Consider the following 15,172-nt stretch of genomic DNA (forward strand, 5'->3'; position numbering starts at 1 on the left):
CTGACGGGCGAGGGTCTCTCTCTGCCACGAACCGTAACCCCACGATCAGCCCAGCGGTTTGTCCTGACGGATAGAATCAGGCCAGGTACCTTGTCCAACCGACCAATAAGGCGACCATGACCACGGGAACGTCGTTGCGGCACGTGCTCGCGACCCTCGGCGAACCACTCGTCCGGGTGCTGGTCGCCCCGCGTGGGCTCGGCGTGCCGGTGGCCGACGTCGTGCTCCTCGACCCCGAGGACCCGCCCGAGGCGCATCCGGGCGACCTCGTGCTGGTGACGGTCGCGCGGGCCCGCGCGGCCGGGGCGGCGATCCGCGCGGCCGGGCGCGGCGGGGCGGCCGCGGTCGCGGTCAAGGGCGAGCCCGGCGCGGCCGAGGGCATCGCGGCCGACGCCGGCGTCGCGCTGCTGGCCGTCGGGGACGAGGCCCGCTGGGAGCAGGTCGAGGCGCTGGCACGCGGCGTCGTCGACGCGGCGCGCGCGGGCGGCGAGGCGGAAAGCGGCGAGGTGCTGGGCGATCTGTTCTCCCTCGCGCAGACGATCGCGACGCTGACCGGTGGTCTGGTGAGCATCGAGGACACCGCGAGCCGGGTGCTCGCCTACTCGCGGTCGTCGGACGAGGTCGACGAGTTGCGGCGGCTGTCCATCCTCGGCCGCGAGGGGCCGGAACGGTATCTCGCGATGCTGCGCGAATGGGGCGTCTACCAGCGGCTACGCGCGGGCGAGGGCATCGTCCGGATCGACGAGCGGCCCGAGCTCGGGATCCGGCGGCGCATCGCGGCCGGCGTGCACGCGGGATCCCAGCCGCTGGGCACCATCTGGGTCCAGGAGGGCGCGGCCCCGCTGACCGAACAGGCCGAGGTCGCGCTGCTCGGCGCGAGCCGGACGCTGGTACCCCGGCTGATCCGCGCGCGGACGTTGCCGACGCCGGAACTGCGGCTGCGCGAGGACCTGCTGGTCAGCCTGCTCGACGGGCGCCTGGACGCGGAGTCGGTCGCCGACGACATCGGCGCCGACCCCGCCAGGGCCGCGGTGGTGGTCGCGTTCGCGCTGACCGGGGAGCGGACCCAGGCCGACCGGCAGCTGCACCGCGCGGAGCTGGTGCACCTCATCGCGGTGCACACCGCGGCGTACCGGCGCAGCGCGCTGGTGAGCGTCGTCGGCGGCCGCGTGTACGCGCTGCTGCCGGATCTTCCCGGGACCACCGGGCACGCCGAGGGCCGGATCGTCGCGCTGGCCAAGGAAATCGTGGCCGCGGCGCGGCGTCATCTCGACGTCGGCGTGCGCGCGGCACTGGGCGGGGTGGTCCCCCGGCTGTCGGACGCGGCGGCCTCGCGCGGCGACGCCGACCGCGTCCTGGCGGCGATGGTGCGCGGCCGATGGGACTCCGACATCGCGTCGCTGGCCGACGTCCGCGCCGAGGTCCTGCTGTCGGAGATTCTGGCCTATCTCACCGAACAGCCGCGTATCCGCGACCCGCGGCTGGCCGTGCTCGTCGCGCACGACGCCGAGCACGGCGGCATTCTCGTGCCCGCGGTGCTGGCCTACCTCGACGCCTTCGGCGACGTCCGCGCCGCCGCCCGGGCGCTGAACATCCACCCCAACACCGTCCGCTACCGCGTCCGCCGCGCCGCCGAGGTCTCCGGCCTCTCCTTCGCCGACCCCACCGAACGCCTCCTCACCCACCTGCTGTTACGCCTCTGATCACGCGAGTTCTCCGCCTGATCACGCGAGTTCCGCGTTCAATCACGGCGAACCGACCCTCCAGGCACACGAGTCGTCCCTCCAGGTACGCGAGCCGACCGTCTGGGTACGCGAGTCGTCCCTCCAGGTACGCAAATCCGCTTGTCCCCCTCCCGGCCCCTCGCTACCTTGCCGCTGTGGATCTCTTCTCCCGTTCCTGGGCGGCGTTGCGCGAAGCGGTCGCCGGACTCGCCGACAAGGACTTCGAGCAGCCGTCGGGCTGCACCGGCTGGCTCGTGCGCGATCTGGCGTGTCACCTGGTCATCGACGCGCAGGACGTCCTGATCACCCTCGTCACCCCCGCCGAAACCGCGCCGACCGTGGACGCGGTGAGCTACTGGAAGGTCGCGGAGACCCCGCCGACCGGCGACGACCCGCTCGACGCGCTGATCGTCCGGCTCGCCGCCGCGTACGAGGACCCGGCCCTGCTCAAGTTCCACCTCGACGACGTCGGTGCCGCCGCCGGGCGCGCCGCCGAGCTCGCGGACCCGGCCACCAGGGTCGCCACCCAGGACATGGTGCTCACCGCGGGCGACTACCTGTCCGCGTACGTCCTGGAATGGACGCTGCACCACCTCGACCTCGTCGCCCACCTCCCGCACGTGGCCGGGCCGCCCGCCGAAGGGCTCGCCCGCACGCGCGCGATGCTGGAGCGGATCGCGGGCACCGCGTTCCCCGCGTCGTTCACCGACACCGACGCGCTGCTGGTCGGCACCGGACGTCGCGCGCCGACCGGCACGGAGAAGGCCGAGCTGGGCGAGTTGGCCGCGAAACTCCCGCTCGTCCTCGGGTGATCGTCTGGCTGAACGGCACCTTCGGCGCGGGCAAGACGACGACCGCGCGGGAGCTCGTCGCCCGGCTCCCCGAAGCGCGGATCTTCGACGCCGAACACGTCGGATTCCTCTTGCGCACCGTGCTTCCCGAACCGCCGGGCGACTTCCAGCACCTGCCGCCGTGGCGGCCGCTCGTGGTGGAGACGGCCACCCGGATCCTGCGGTACGCGGGCGGCACGCTGATCGTGCCGCAGACCGTGCTCGTCGAGGCCTACGCGCGCGAGATCTTCGACGGGCTGGCGGAAAACGACGTCCCGGTGCGGCATTTCGCGTTGCACGCCGACCGGCCCGAACTCGTCCGCCGGATCGAGGGCGACACCGTCGAACCCGAGCACGCGCGGCAGTGGCGGCTGGAGCATCTCGACCGCTACACCGAGGCACTGCCCTGGCTGCGCCGGTCGGCCACGATCGTGGACACACAGGGAAAAACGGCCGAGGTCGTCGCGGCGGAGATCGCGGCACAGCTCATCGGATGAGGTCCGCCCGGGCGGGCTCGCGTACCTGGACGGGCAACTCGCGTACCCGGACGGTCGGCTCGTGTACCGGGATGGACGACTCGCGTACCTGGACGGTCGGCTCGCGTGATTGGGCGCGGAACTCGCGTGATGGGACGGCGAACTCGCGTGATCAGGCGGAGAACTCGGGGGTTCCGGCGAGGGCTCGGTAGGTGGCGAGGCGGTCGGCGGGGTCGTGGGTGGCGGTGGTGAAGAGGAACTCGTCGGCGCCGGTGCGGGCGGCCAGGCCCGCGAGCCGGGACCGGACCTCGGCGGCGGTGCCGTGGACCTGGGCGTCCAGGGCCGCGTCGAGGCGTTCGCGTTCGCGGGCGGTCATCGGGAGCGCGAGGATCTCGTCCGGCGGGGACAGCGGCGGGAAAACGCCGTGGCCGCGCGAATAGACCGTCGACCACGCCTCGGGCACGAGCAGCCGCCGGGCCGCCGCGGCCGTCTCGCCCACCGCGACCGCGGTCGACACCACGACGTAGGGCGCGGGCGCGAAATCCGAGGGGCGGAACCCGTCCCGGTACCGGGTGATCGCGTCGATCATCGCCGCCTCGCCCCGGATCTGCCCGATCACCAGCGGTAACCCCAGTTCCGCGGCGAGGCCGGCGCCCGCCCCGGTCGCCAGCAGGAACGGCGGCACCCGCAGCCCCTCGGCCGGGACCGCGTGCACCCCGGGATACGCCCGCTGCGTGCCGTCGAAGAACCCCAGCAGTTCCCGGACCCGCGCCCCGAACTCCGCCGCGGCCTCCTTGCCCTGCCCGAGCGCGTGGCGGACGCCGTCGGTGAACCCGACCGAACGGCCCAGCCCCATGTCGATCCGGCCGGGGAACAGCGATTCCAGCACCCCGAACTGCTCGGCGACGACCAGCGGACGGTGGTTCGGCAGCATCACGCCGCCGGTGCCGACGCGGATCCGCGAGGTCGCCGACGCGACGGCGGCGGCGAGCACGGTCGGCGCCGCCCCGGCGACACCGGGCACGCTGTGGTGCTCGGAGACCCAGAACCGGTGGTATCCCAGCGTTTCCGCCGCACGCGCGAACGCGACCGTCTCCCGCAGCGCGGCGGCGCTGTCGGCGTCACGGCGGATCGGTGACCGGTCGAGGACCGAGATCCGGGCAGGCAGTACGCTCACCCCGGGTTCAACGCGCGGGACGCACCGCGATTCCCGTCAGGGCCGCCACCGTTCGCTGTAGTCGGGGTGATCGGCGTAGGGCAGCGCGAGAAGGCGCAGCGTGACGCACCAGTTGGAGCCGGCCTCGTCACCGGGCACGTGGCAGGTCTCACACCAGTATTCGCTGCCGTACAACGGGAACCCCGGCACCTTCTCCGACACCGTGGTGCGGTGGGCGAGCAGGATGCGCCGCGTCGCCTCGACCTCGTTGGCCATCTGGTTGACGACGTCGAGCTCCACATCGGACAACGCGCGGATCCGTTGCTCGACAAGGACTCTCGTCTCTCCCCTGCCGAGCGGCTCCCCCGCCTGAGCCTTGTCGACCGCCTGCATGATCAGCGCCTGCCGCTGCCCGACACGTGCCGCGAGAAACGCGATCAGGTCGTCCACGAAAGGCCCTCCCTCCTGCTCGCTCCCCAGCCCCGGTCCGGGGAAGGTCGCCGGTCAGGGCCAGGACGTTACGCCTCCTTTTGCCTCGTCACCGCCCTGCGAGGCCGTGAATGACCCACTGCGGTCACCCGTCGCTACGACCGGGCCCGGCTCGGCTGGACGCGTTTCGGCTCGCCCGGCATCTTCGGGTAGTCCGGCGGATACGGCAGGTCACCGAGGCCGCGCTCACGCTCGTCGCGGGCATACCACTCCAGCAGCGTCTCGATGCCGAACGCCCGCTCGTCCATCGGCGCGTGGAGATCCCCGTGCTCGGCGAGGAAGTCCGGGATGGTGAGGACGTCGAAGTCGTCGGGGTGCACCTCGCCCAGCAGGTCCCAGGTCAGCGGCGTCGACACGGTCGCGCGCCGGGTGCCGCGCACCGACCAGGACGAGGCGACCGTGCGGTCCCGCGCGGCCTGGTTGTAGTCGAGGAACACGCGCCCGCCGCGTTCCTCCTTCCACCACGAGACCGTCGCCCGCTCCGGGATCCGCCGCTCGACCTCCCGCCCGAGCGCGATCACCGCGTGCCGCACGGCGACGAAGTCCCACTCCGGCCGGATGCGGACCAGCACGTGCACGCCGCGCCCGCCGGAGGTCTTCGGGTAACCGGTCAGCCCCGCGTCGTCCAGCACCTCGCGCACGACCCCGGCCACCGCGACGGCGTCGGCGAACCCGGCCTCGTCCGGCGGGTCGACGTCGACGCGGAGTTCGTCCGGGTGATCGAGGTCGGGACGGCGCACCGGCCACGGGTGGAAGTCGAACGTGCCGAGGTTGGCCGCCCAGGCGAACACCGCGGGCTCGGTCGGGCAGACCTCCGCCGCCTTCCGCCCGGACGGGAAGGTGATCTCGGCCGTCTCCACCCACTCGGGCGCGCCCTTCGGGACGCGTTTGGCGTAGAAGACGTCCCCCTCGACGCCGTCGACGTAGCGTTTCAGCGTGGTCGGACGCCCGCCGATCGCCCGCAGCAGCGGGCCGCCCACCGTGAGGTAGTGCTCGACGACCTGGCGCTTCGTGATCCCGCGTTCGGGGAAGTAGACCTTGTCCGGGCTCGACACGCGGACGGTGCGCTCCCCCACCTGGTATTCGACCGGCTCACCGTTCTTGGGCATATGCCCACCGTAACGGGGTTTCAGCGCCGCCGGTCGCCCGCGAGCACACCCATCCGGATCACGTCGTGCCACTCGCCGTCCCAGCGCAGCGCCTCCCGCAGCACGCCCTCGGCGGTGAAGCCGCACTTCTCGTACACTCGCCGCGCGCGGGTGTTGAAGTCGAACACCTCCAGCCCGACCCGGTGCAGGCCGACGACGTCGAAGGCGTAATCGAGCAGGAGCCGGGTGGCCTCGGTGCCGTAGCCCCTGCCGAACTCGGCGGCCGCCGAAAGCGCGATCCGGAAGCCCGCGGAAGCGTTGTCCGCGTCGATCTCGGTGAGCGCGGCGTCGCCGACATAGGCCCGGTCCGCGGCGCGCAGGATCGCCCAGTCCGCGCGGTCGGTCAGGCCGGGGCGGCTCGCGTTCCACCGGCGGATCTGCTCGTGGGTGAAGGTCGCGTGCGTGCCGGTGAACCGCATGACCTCCTGATCACGCAGCGCCGCCCACGAGTCCTCGAGGTGCGACTCGTCGAGCTGGGTCAGCACCACCTTCTCGCCGGTCAGCTCGGGTTGCACGCGGACGGCCTCGATGTCGATCACCCGCCGAGCGAAGCACGCCGGGTGGCGCACGTCATCCGGTTTTCGGCGTGCCCGCTACCGTGGACAGGGTGTCCGGCCGTACCAAGCTGTTCCTCGCGCTCGCCGTGCTCGCCCTGCTCGGGGCGGCCGCGGCGTTCCTGCCGATCCCCGGCCCGGCGCAGTTGCGGGCGTGGGCGGCCGAAACCGGGTCCGCGACACCGCTGGTGCTGTTCGTCGCCTATGCCGTGCTCACCGTGGCGCCGATCCCGCGCACGGTGTTCAACCTGGCCGCCGGGCTGCTCGTGGGCACCGTGGCCGGGATCGCCATCGGCCTGGCCGCCACCACGGTCGCCTCGGCGCTGTCCTTCGGGCTCGCCCGGCTGCTCGGCCGCGACCTGGTGACCCGGCACCTGCACCGCAGCGCCGTCCGCACGGTCAACGAGCGGCTTTCCGACGGCGGCGTGCTGGCGGTCACCTCGCTGCGGCTCATCCCCGTGGTGCCGTTCGCGCCGTTCAGCTACGTCTGCGGCGTGTCGGGCGTCCGGGTTGTGCCGTATCTCATCGGCACCCTGCTGGGCAGTGTCCCCGGCACGGTCGCGGTGGTGGTGCTCGGGGACGCGCTGACCGGCGGGACGCCGCCCGCTCTCCTGCTCTGTTACGGCGTTTTCGCGGCGATCGGCGCCGTCGGGCTGGTCCGGGTGTTCCGAAAACGGCGCAGTGGCCAGGAGACCGGGAAACCGGTCTCGACACCCGCTGGCTGACGGCGGCCGCGAAGTACGGACCGCTACACTCGAACGGGTCCGCGCGGGGAGTTCGCGCTGAGTACGGCCACCATCAACCGGATTTTCGAGGAGCAGGCGCCATCGACACCGGGCAGCTGATCGCGGGGCACTACCGTCTCGCCGAGCACATTGGTAGCGGCGCCATGGGCGTGGTGTGGCGCGCCGTCGACGTGCGGCTGGAGCGGTCGGTGGCGATCAAGCAGATCCTGCCGCAGCCCGGCACGTCCGAGGCCGAGCGCGACAACCTGCGCCAGCGCGCCATGCGCGAGGCGAAGAACGCCGCCCGCTTCCAGCACCCCAACGCGATCGTCGTGTTCGACATCGCCGAGGACGGCGGCGATCCGTGCCTGGTGATGGAGTTCCTCAACGGCCCGAGCCTGTCCGCGATCCTCTCCGATCGCGGCACCATGCCGCTGGGCGAGGTCGCCCGCATCGGCGAGCAGGTGGCCTCGGCGCTGGTCGCCGCGCACCGCGCCGGGATCGTGCACCGCGACGTCAAGCCGGGCAACATCCTCATCGACGAGACCGGCACCGCGAAGATCACCGACTTCGGCATCTCGCGCGCGGCCGGGGACATGACGCTCACCGCAACCGGGCTGATCGGCGGCACCCCCGCCTACCTCGCGCCCGAGCTGGCCCGCGGCGCCGACCCGGTGCCCAGCTCCGACGTCTTCGCGCTGGGCGCGACGCTGTACCAGGCCATCGAGGGCACCACGCCCTACGGGAACACGACCAACCAGCTGGCGCTGCTGTACGCGGCCGCGAACGGCCAGATCAACCCGCCTCAGCAGGCGGGCGCCGCGACGGCGCTGCTGATGAGCCTGCTCAGAGCCGAGCCCGAGGAGCGGCCGTCCATGGCCGAGGCGCGGGACCGGCTCGCCGCGCTGGCCGCCAAGGACCCGGCCGCCCCGGGCACGCAGGTCTCGCCCCCGCTCTACGGCGGTGGCGCGGTGGCCGGGGGCCGCAGGCCCGCCGGCCTCGACGGTCCGGCCACCCCGGGCCGCGGTGGCGAACGCCCACCGTGGCAGCGCACCGACTCGCCACCCTCGGCCCCGATCCCGGCGCAGGCCCCGCCGCCCGCCGGTCCGCCGCGCTCGCAGACCGCGTTCGCGGCGCCCCCACAGCCCCAGCACCCGCGCACCCCGCCGCGTCCGATACCGGCGCAGGCCCCGCCGCCGCGCCCCGCCGGGTCCGGTTCCGCCATGTCCGACACGAAGCGACGGGCCGCGATCCTGGCCGGCGCGGGTGCCGCCGTGGTGGTCATCGCCGTCGTGGTGTTCCTGGTCCTGAACACGAGCAGCGGCACCAAGGGCTCCTCCTCCGGCACCCAGGCGCCGCAGAACCCGCCCGCCTCCTCGGCGAGCAAGCCCGCCAGCAAGCCGAACTCGCCCTCGCCGAGCCCGGTGGTGTCCAACGGGGTCGTGCAGTGGGGGCCCGCTGGAACCAAGGTCATCGACTTCTACAACGCCGCGCTCCGGGGCGACGCGGGTACCGCACAGGGCATGCTCACTCCGCAGGCCCAGGCGTTCTACGGCGCGAGCGGGCTGCCGGGGTACTGGTCCCAGCACGAATTGAAGGACATCGGCCGGGCCGAGGTGTACAAGCGGGCCAACAACGACGACGGCTCCGTCGATGTCCAGGTCGGGCTGACGTTCAAGGACGGCCACACCGAGCAGAAGATCCTCCGGGTCATCGACGCCGGGAGCGGTCGGCTCCTGCTCGACGGCGACACCCGCAGCCAGAACGTGGGCGGCACCGGCCAGTAAGGCTAGACCAGAAGTTACGAACCGAAAACAAGCAGGGTTGCGAACCATCGCTTGATTCGCAACCCTGCCACTCTATTTTAAATAGCTAATGCTAGCACGTACCAATAAAATCCCCGCGAATCCAAACACCTAAGGCACCACCCCACAGATCACCCTGATTCCATACGTAGCCATCAGGTGCCCGAACTGCCCCAACCAGGTTAAAGCCTTGTCCGCGGTTCACAGTGCCCAGCCACTGGAAGTCCTGCCCAGGGCCGACTCGATAGTTAACACCATCTTCTATCACGCACGTGTAGCTTTTAAGTCGAACTCCCGTAGCTGAAATGCCGGAAAGCTCAACGGAATTGGCTACCGAAGCATTCAGCGACAACAATGACCCAACCGAAATCGCCAACGCGGCAATTACCGATATTCTTTTGCCAAACTTCACATTTACCCCTCGTAAATGAAGTATGCCACCGGTCACGCAGAGTTAATACGTAATCACGGTACACTAACACTTGCCCACAGGCAAGGAGGTACGTTGCGCTATCAATTCGTTCCTTGCTCGCAGTCGTTCACGGCTGTCGGGCCCATGAGCCGCCCCAAACAGACCTAAGCCTAGGACCTCACTTGCGCGCCAACACAGTGAGACGTAGGGCGCGGACGCTGTCCAGCACCGGTCCAGTGGCTTACTGTGGTCCCATGGCCGAAATCGGACAACCCGGCCAGCATCCTCGGTTCCACGAGGACCTGGTCGGTCTCGATCCGGACGATCCGGAGGCTCGCGCGTTCGCCGAGCACCTGGACCGGATCGAGCGCTGCGGGCCGAACTTCACCATCGAGGCCTGCCTCGACGGCGTGTCCGACTTCGCCGACTCCAGCAGCCGCCTCGGCGGCCTCCGGTACTGGGTCTCCGCGCTGATCGCGGTGCTCATCATCGTCGGCGTGATCGTCGCCGCGTGGGACATCGTGACGCGGGCCGTGGCGTGGCTCGCGCAGTGACCTCTCCCGGCGGCCTCGCGGGGTAACGTGGAACCGGTGAAAGGTATGAAACCCGTTGTGGGAGCCACCCCACGCGTCGTGAAGTCCGAGCAGGAGTGGCGCGAGGAGCTTTCGCCCGAGGAGTACGCGGTGCTCCGCCAGGCCGGGACCGAGCGGCCGTTCACCGGCGAGTACACCGACGCCAAGACCACCGGCGTCTACGAGTGCCGCGCGTGCGGTGCCGAGCTGTTCCGCAGCGACACGAAGTTCGAAAGCCACTGCGGCTGGCCGTCCTTCTACGACCCCGCCGACTCCGACGCCGTCCTCCTGCGGGAAGACCGCACCATGGGCATGAAGCGCATCGAGGTGCTCTGCGGCTCCTGCCACAGTCACCTCGGGCACGTCTTCGAGGGCGAGGGGTACCCCACCCCGACCGACCAGCGCTACTGCATCAACTCGATCTCGCTGAAGCTCGTGCCCGAGTCGTAACCTCCCACCGGCCAACCCGCGCCCTCCCTCGCACGTGCTCACCGACACGGCCCTCCGGCCGTGGCTTTTCCGGACGAGGGAGGGCGAGCTCATGACCGACACCTGGGGAATCCCCGGCCCCGTCTTTCTCGCGCTCTACCTGGGCCTGGCGCTGATCCCGCTCGCGGTGACCCAGCTAGGGCTGCTCCGTCTCCGCACCGGCCCGCGCACGACGGCCCCGCTCACGAACGGCTACCAGGTGGCCGCGCTGGCGGGCGGCGTCGAGCGGGTCGCGGACACCGTGCTCGCGGCGATGCTCGAACGCGAACAGGTCCGCGTCGACAGCGCGGGCAGGCTGTACGTCACGCCTTCGCGGCCCGCCGACGCGCTCGGGCGGGCCGCGGCGGCCTCGATCGGGTCACGGGCGCTTTCGCTGCCGAGTTCCCTGCGCCGGGCGCTGGCCGCCGACCCGGCCATGACCGCGCTGCACGGCGAGCTGGCCGGGGAGGGGCTGCTCGTCGACGAGGGCAGGCGGCGCCGGACCTGGCTGGCGGCGACCACGGCCTATGCCCTGCTCCTGGTGTTCGGTCTCGTGCGGCTGGCCGCCGGACGCGGACAGGCCAGACCGGCGTGGTTCCTGGTGGGCGCGATGGTCGTCGTGCTCGGTGTCCTCGTCACCACCGCGGTGTTCGGGTTCACCCGCATGCCCGCGCGGGCCACCGCCGCCGGACACCGGGCGCTGGCCTCCGCGTACGCGGACCGGAGCCTGCTGCACGGCGCCGCGGGCGAGGTCGCCCGGCACGGGCTGGCCGCCTACCCCGACGAACGGCTCCGCAAGGTCCTGGTGCCGGTCCGGACACCACCGCGGGCGGGCGGGACCGGCGCGTCCCACGGCGGTTACGCGGCGGGCGGGGCCTACTTCGGCGGCGCGTCGTGTGGCGGGGGTTCGTCGTGCGGCGGCGGCTCCTCGTGCGGGGGCGGGAGTTCGTCGTGCGGCGGGGGCGGCGGAGGCTGCGGCGGCTGAGGTGGACGGGAACGGGATGGACGGTCCGGCCATCCCAGTACGCGACGCGGGACACCCGCCGGAGTCGGCCGAAATGCCCTCCCCGCCCCGGGTGTCCCGGCTACGGTAGGCGCATTCGTGGAGGGGAGCGGACATGAAGGACCTGTGGGGCGTTTCCGGCCCGGAGTACCTGGCACTGCACGCGGGTTTGCTCGGCATCGTGCTGCTCACCCGCCTGCTCGCGCCGGTGCTGTCCCGGCAGGGGCGGGCAGGCGTGACCGGGCAGCCGGACGCGACGCTGTCGGTATACCAGCTCGCCTGTCTGGCTGGCGGCCCGGACCGGGTCGTCGACGCGGCGATCGCCGCGCTGGTCGAACGCGGCGAGCTGCGCGTCAACAGCGCGAAGAAGGTCACGTCGACGACCACCAAGGTCCCGGCGGACCCGATCGAACGCGTGGTCGCGGAGGCCGCCCGCAGCGCCAAGTCGACGGCGACCATCCGGGCCAGGGCCCGCATCACGGAGCCGATCCGGACGATGACGGCCGACCTCGAACAGCGCGGTCTGCTCCAGCCCGTGTCGCGGATGAAGACGCTCCGCATGGGGATCTGGCTGTTCTCCCTCGCCGTGCTGGCACTGGGGATCGTCCGGTTCGTGGCGGGCATCGGAGCGGGACACTCGGTCGGCTACCTGGCGTTCCTGATCATCGTCACGGTCTTCATCGTCGTCGTGACCAGCGCCGACCGGCGCAAGGCCGGGACGCGGCTGCCGACCGCCGCCGGGAACGCCGCGCTCGGCCGCGCCAACGCGGAACTGCGCGACGGCGCCGCGACCGTGTCCGGCGGGGTGCCCGCCGGGGCGATCCTCGTCGGGGCGGCGGCGGCCGTGGCGCTGGGCGGGCTGGCGATGTACCCCGACGAGGAGATCAGCGCCGCGCTGATGCCACCGGCCACCTCGGGCTTCGGTGGTGGCGGCTCGTCCGGTGGTTCGTCGTGCAGCAGTGGTTCCTCCTGCAGCAGCGGATCTTCGTGCGGCGGTGGCGGCGGGTGCGGTGGCGGGGGCTGTGGTGGCTGACCGGCTCGGCGTCGGCATCGGCTGGCGCGAGGAGCTGGACCTGTCGATCGCGCGGATGCCGGGCGTGGACTGGGTCGAGGTGGTCGCCGAGAACCTGCACGCCCCGCATCTGCCCGAATCGCTGATCTCCTTGCGGGACAAGGGGATCCCCGTGCTGCCGCACGCGGTGTCGCTGTCGCTGGGCGGGGCCGAGCCGCTGGAGACGAGCCGGGTCGAGCACCTGGCGGAGGTGGCCCGCGCCCTCGACGCGCCGCTGGTGAGCGACCACGTGTGCTTCGTCCGGGCGGGCGGGCTCGACTCCGGGCACCTGATGCCGCTGCCGCGGACCAGGGAGGCGCTGGACGTGCTCGTCGCCAACGTCCGGCTCGCCCAGTCCATCGTGGAGGTCCCGCTCGCGCTGGAGAACATCGCCGCGCTGCTGGAATGGCCGGACGCGGAGATGTCCGAGGAGCGGTTCCTCACCGAGCTCACCGAGCGCACCGGCTGCGGGCTGATCATCGACGTCGCGAACCTCTACGCCAACGCGCGCAACATCGGCACCGATCCGGTGGCGTTCCTCGACGGCGTCCCGTGGGAGCGGCTGGCCTACGTGCACATGGCGGGCGGCGTGGAACGCGACGGCGTCTACCACGACACGCACGCGCATCCGGTGCTGCCGGAGGTGCTCGACCTGCTCGCCGAGCTGTGCCGCCGCACCGACCCGCCCGGCGTGCTGCTGGAACGCGACGACGACTACCCCACCGACACCGAACTCACCGCCGAACTGGCCGCGCTGCGCGCCGTGGTGACCCGGTGAGCACGCCCGCCGGGCCCGGCGTGGCACCCCCGCACGCTCCGAAGGCCACCTTGAGGGACCCTAACGCCCTCAAGGTGACCTTCGGAGCCCTGAAGTCCTTTGTAGACAGCGAGCAACCCCGCCCCCACTGTGAGGGTGTCCCCCACTGTGAGGGTGTCCCCCACCCTCTCCGGGGGGCGACCCCAACACCATTCTATCGCGTGCCCCCGACGGGAACCCGGCGATGAGTGACTCCAGCCGGAGTTGTCCACAGTCGGAGACGGCTGTGGACAACAGAGACAAAAAGGCCACGCCGGAACGGGAAACCGCAGGCCGGGAGCGCCTGGCCGCTCGGCAGGCGGAGCTGCTGCGGGCGCTGCTCACCGGTGGCGGGGCGCCGGAGGGGTTCGACGGTGCACGGCTGCGGATCGAGTCGGATGTGTTGCTGCGCAAGCGAAGCAGGCTCGTCGCCTACCTCCGGCCGGATATCGCGGAGACACTCGGCCCGAAATTCCACCCGCTGTTCCTCGCCTACGCCGCCGAGCACCCCAAATCCACCGGTACCCGCGCCCGTGGGTACGCCGACGAGTTCGGCGCATGGCTCATCGCCCGCGGCGACCTGCCCCGGCCGAAGCGCCGGTGGCTACCACGTCGGCGTGCCACTGCCCGGTAGCGGCGCCGCGTCCGTCCACTGTGGAGGGGAACCGGGCAGCACGCCCGCCATCCGCACCCTGGTGAGCCTGCCGAACCCGCTGCCGACGTCCTCCAGCAGATCGTCGTAGGACACCTCGGCCGCCGCGGAATCCTTGCGCCCCAGGGAATCCAGCCACCGGCCGGTACCGGCGAGGGACAGCCGGACGTGCCAGGTGCCACCGTCGGTGACCGTGCGGCGCAGCGCCGTCATGATCCCGGCCGCGGTGAGCCAGCCGGTGGCGTGGTCGAGCGCCTGCACCGGCAGCGGCCGGGGCTCGTCGGTGCCCGCCACTTCGGCGCCCTCGTGCGCGATCCCCGAGGCCATCTGGACGAGGCTGTCGAAGCCCCGGCGCCGCGCCCACGGCCCGTCCCAGCCGTAGGCGGACAGGTCGGCCACGACGAGTCCCGGCCGCAGCTCGGCCATGTCCTGGGGACCGAACCCCTTGCGCGCCAACGACTCCGGGCGGAACGACTGGAGGACGACGTCGGCGCGGGCGATCAGCTTCCGCAGTTTCGCGCGGCCGCCCTCGGTGTCGAGCGCGACGAACGCCGAGCGCTTGCCCATCCCGGTGTCCATCGTCAGCGGCGCGATCCTCGGCAGGTGCGCGGCACCGACGTGCAGCACGTTCGCCCCGTGCGCAGCCAGCACCCGGCCCGCGACCGGACCGGCGATGACGTGGGTCAGCTCCAGCACCCGCACCCCACCCAGCGGGCGGTCCGAGTCGAACAGCCGGCGCGGCGGCGCTTCGCCGAGCGGCGTCAGCTCCACCATCGGCAACGTCGCGACGGCCTGCCCCTGCGGATGCGCCAGCCAGTCCTCGCGCGAACGCAGCAGCGCGGCGGCCCCGCCCGCGGTGACCACCGCGGATTCGACCTCGTGGGCGCGCTTCGCCGCGACGGTCTTCGCGACCGCCTCCCGGGTGGCGGGCACGCCGAGGCCCCAGCACACCGCGGACTCGTGCCGCCGGGTGTTGGCGTGCAGCCTGACCCAGCCGTCGGCGGCCCGGTAGTCCCCGGCGATCGGGCCCCAGACCTCCCCCGGCGTTCCGCCGTCGAGCCGCAGCAGCCGTTCGCTGTGGAAGGCCGCGGCCGCGTGCCGGGTGTCGATGCCGACGACGCCCGGCTCGATCCCGCGCAGCCGCAGCATTTCGGCGGCGGACAGGGTCGCGGCGGCGATGCTCGACGTCGCGGCGGCCGCTACCCGGAACGGGCCGGGCAGCACGTTCTCCTCGCCGGTCAGCTCGGCGGCGCCGGGCGCGAGGGTGTCCCCGGTGAGCGTGTGCCAGAGCCCGGTCAGCGCGTCCCGCAC

At 72.2% G+C, this 15,172-nt stretch carries 16 protein-coding genes; 11 read left to right on the forward strand and 5 right to left on the reverse strand.

Annotated features, from left to right (window positions below):
* The first annotated feature begins 116 nt into the window (after window positions 1-116).
* The 3 genes from ABD987_RS04860 (at window position 117) to ABD987_RS04870 (ending at window position 3,051) form a co-directional block, all read left to right on the forward strand.
* Entirely contained in the window at window positions 117-1,703 is a 1,587-nt protein-coding gene (locus tag ABD987_RS04860; protein WP_345387352.1) for a PucR family transcriptional regulator, read from the forward strand.
* Window positions 1,704-1,879: 176 nt separating this feature from the next.
* Window positions 1,880-2,536, forward strand: coding sequence for a maleylpyruvate isomerase N-terminal domain-containing protein (locus ABD987_RS04865; RefSeq protein WP_345387354.1), 657 nt, complete (start codon window positions 1,880-1,882; stop codon window positions 2,534-2,536).
* Window positions 2,533-3,051 carry a P-loop nucleotide/nucleoside kinase family protein gene (locus ABD987_RS04870; protein WP_345387356.1) on the forward strand — a complete coding sequence of 173 codons (519 nt, stop codon included), beginning with the start codon at window positions 2,533-2,535 and terminating at the stop codon, window positions 3,049-3,051. Before ABD987_RS04865 ends, ABD987_RS04870 begins: the two co-directional genes overlap by 4 nt.
* A gap of 151 nt (window positions 3,052-3,202) precedes the next feature.
* Here the strand turns inward: ABD987_RS04870 and ABD987_RS04875 are convergent, their stop codons facing one another.
* The 4 genes from ABD987_RS04875 to ABD987_RS04890 form a co-directional block, all read right to left on the reverse strand.
* On the reverse strand, window positions 3,203-4,207 hold the full coding sequence (locus tag ABD987_RS04875; RefSeq protein ID WP_345387358.1) for an MsnO8 family LLM class oxidoreductase: 1,005 nt from the start codon (window positions 4,205-4,207) through the stop codon (window positions 3,203-3,205).
* Window positions 4,208-4,243: 36 nt separating this feature from the next.
* Window positions 4,244-4,636, reverse strand: coding sequence for a DUF6221 family protein (locus ABD987_RS04880; protein ID WP_345387360.1), 393 nt, complete (start codon window positions 4,634-4,636; stop codon window positions 4,244-4,246).
* Between the two features lie 134 nt (window positions 4,637-4,770).
* The gene (locus tag ABD987_RS04885) at window positions 4,771-5,784 is read right to left on the reverse strand and encodes a DNA polymerase domain-containing protein (RefSeq protein WP_345387362.1); all 1,014 of its coding nucleotides are present in this window, start codon (window positions 5,782-5,784) and stop codon (window positions 4,771-4,773) included.
* 20 nt (window positions 5,785-5,804) lie between these two features.
* Complete coding sequence (locus ABD987_RS04890; RefSeq protein WP_345387364.1) at window positions 5,805-6,362, reverse strand: GNAT family N-acetyltransferase; 558 nt, start codon at window positions 6,360-6,362, stop codon at window positions 5,805-5,807.
* A 68-nt stretch (window positions 6,363-6,430) separates the two neighbouring features.
* On the opposite strand from ABD987_RS04890, the gene ABD987_RS04895 reads away from it, so the two are divergent.
* From ABD987_RS04895 to ABD987_RS04930, 8 genes are all read left to right on the forward strand, one after another.
* Window positions 6,431-7,102, forward strand: coding sequence for a TVP38/TMEM64 family protein (locus ABD987_RS04895; RefSeq protein WP_345387366.1), 672 nt, complete (start codon window positions 6,431-6,433; stop codon window positions 7,100-7,102).
* A gap of 116 nt (window positions 7,103-7,218) precedes the next feature.
* Window positions 7,219-8,889, forward strand: a complete 1,671-nt coding sequence (locus tag ABD987_RS04900; protein ID WP_345388249.1) for a serine/threonine-protein kinase — start codon at window positions 7,219-7,221, stop codon at window positions 8,887-8,889.
* A 684-nt stretch (window positions 8,890-9,573) separates the two neighbouring features.
* Complete coding sequence (locus ABD987_RS04905; protein WP_345387368.1) at window positions 9,574-9,873, forward strand: hypothetical protein; 300 nt, start codon at window positions 9,574-9,576, stop codon at window positions 9,871-9,873.
* Window positions 9,874-9,918: 45 nt separating this feature from the next.
* Window positions 9,919-10,341, forward strand: coding sequence for a peptide-methionine (R)-S-oxide reductase MsrB (gene msrB, locus ABD987_RS04910; RefSeq protein ID WP_345387370.1), 423 nt, complete (start codon window positions 9,919-9,921; stop codon window positions 10,339-10,341).
* Window positions 10,342-10,432: 91 nt separating this feature from the next.
* On the forward strand, window positions 10,433-11,344 hold the full coding sequence (locus ABD987_RS04915) for a TIGR04222 domain-containing membrane protein (protein ID WP_345387372.1): 912 nt from the start codon (window positions 10,433-10,435) through the stop codon (window positions 11,342-11,344).
* Between the two features lie 133 nt (window positions 11,345-11,477).
* Window positions 11,478-12,395 (forward strand): TIGR04222 domain-containing membrane protein, encoded by a 918-nt coding sequence (locus ABD987_RS04920; protein ID WP_345387374.1) that lies wholly within the window; start codon window positions 11,478-11,480, stop codon window positions 12,393-12,395.
* The gene (locus ABD987_RS04925) at window positions 12,388-13,191 is read left to right on the forward strand and encodes an MbnB/TglH/ChrH family RiPP precursor modification enzyme (RefSeq protein ID WP_345387376.1); all 804 of its coding nucleotides are present in this window, start codon (window positions 12,388-12,390) and stop codon (window positions 13,189-13,191) included. The genes ABD987_RS04920 and ABD987_RS04925 overlap by 8 nt, the downstream gene beginning before the upstream one ends.
* 265 nt (window positions 13,192-13,456) lie before the next feature.
* Complete coding sequence (locus tag ABD987_RS04930) at window positions 13,457-13,843, forward strand: SCO6045 C-terminal-like domain-containing protein (protein WP_345387378.1); 387 nt, start codon at window positions 13,457-13,459, stop codon at window positions 13,841-13,843.
* Here the strand turns inward: ABD987_RS04930 and ABD987_RS04935 are convergent.
* Window positions 13,814-15,172: a CoA transferase gene (locus tag ABD987_RS04935; protein ID WP_345387380.1), complete on the reverse strand. Its 1,359-nt coding sequence runs from the start codon at window positions 15,170-15,172 to the stop codon at window positions 13,814-13,816. The two genes, ABD987_RS04930 and ABD987_RS04935, sit on opposite strands and share 30 nt — an antisense overlap.

Origin of the sequence: Amycolatopsis samaneae (assembly GCF_039541975.1) — a bacterium.
GTDB classification, from domain to species: domain Bacteria; phylum Actinomycetota; class Actinomycetes; order Mycobacteriales; family Pseudonocardiaceae; genus Amycolatopsis; species Amycolatopsis samaneae.